The sequence below is a fragment of the Paraburkholderia humisilvae genome, assembly GCF_902859855.1.
GTDB lineage: Bacteria > Pseudomonadota > Gammaproteobacteria > Burkholderiales > Burkholderiaceae > Paraburkholderia > Paraburkholderia humisilvae.
Map to the genome: position 1 here is coordinate 1 of NZ_CADIKH010000407.1, position 901 is coordinate 901.

The 901-nt window shown below is 65.9% G+C and carries 1 protein-coding gene; it reads right to left on the minus strand.

Annotation, left to right across the window (positions count from 1 at the left end):
• Positions 1–243: 243 nt before the first annotated feature.
• A partial coding sequence (locus HV796_RS42800) for an IS91 family transposase (RefSeq protein ID WP_175233620.1) occupies positions 244–901 on the minus strand: 658 nt, incomplete at its 5' end.

The following is a 901-nucleotide window of genomic DNA, read 5'->3' on the forward strand; positions in this document are numbered from 1 at the left end:
CGCTTCTATGGGCATTGAATGAACGACACGATGATTCCCGATGCCCGGCACATGGCCGTGGCACGCCGGAACCGTGCGATCTGGGAGAGCCGGTGGCGCGATGACAGCGGGAATGCGAGTGTGAACGGCCAGATAGTGCGGAGTTCTGCGGTATTGTGATGGTTCGACGATGCCACGGCACGAGTGGGTTCGCGTTGGCCGCATGGAGAAGACCACCGTGGTGGGGGCTGGAGCTGATGCCGGTCAGTGCACATGGCTGGGGTCAGGTGGAGCCCGTGCCAGGATGCCAGCCACACCAGCTTCGATGCGGACCATGTGGCCCCTGCCGCACACGGGGCAATCGCGCAGTGACCTGCCGGTGAGCCGCTGGTAACGGTCGCGGTAGTCTTCTGCGAGGACGGGTGACGCAGCGTCGGGCGGCTCGAGGCCGAGCAGCCGCCGGCAGGTGGCCAGGCGCGCCGCCCGGTGACAGTTGGCGAGCCAGCCGTAGCTGCGGATACGCTTGAAGCCGTCGGGCAGCACATGCAGCAGGAAGCGGCAGATGAATTCATCGGCCGTCAGGGTCATGGTCCTTTGGCGGGCTTCGTGACGGTAGTCTTTCCACCGGAAGAGGACCGAGTCGCCATCAAGGCGCAGCAACCGGTTATCCGAGATGGCGACGCGATGCGTGTAGCGGCCCAGGTAGTCGAGCACCTGTCGGGCGCCGCCAAACGGTGGTTTCGCGTAGACGACCCACTGCGCGTGAGCAGCGGGCGCGAGCCAGGCCGCGAATGCTGGCGGATCACGCAAGGGCTCGAGCTGGCCATGGAAGCGCAGCAAGCCGGTGTCGAAGGCGCGGCGCAGCTGCTCGAGAAACAGACGCCGGAACAGGCGTGAGAGCACCCGCACGGGCAGAAAGAAG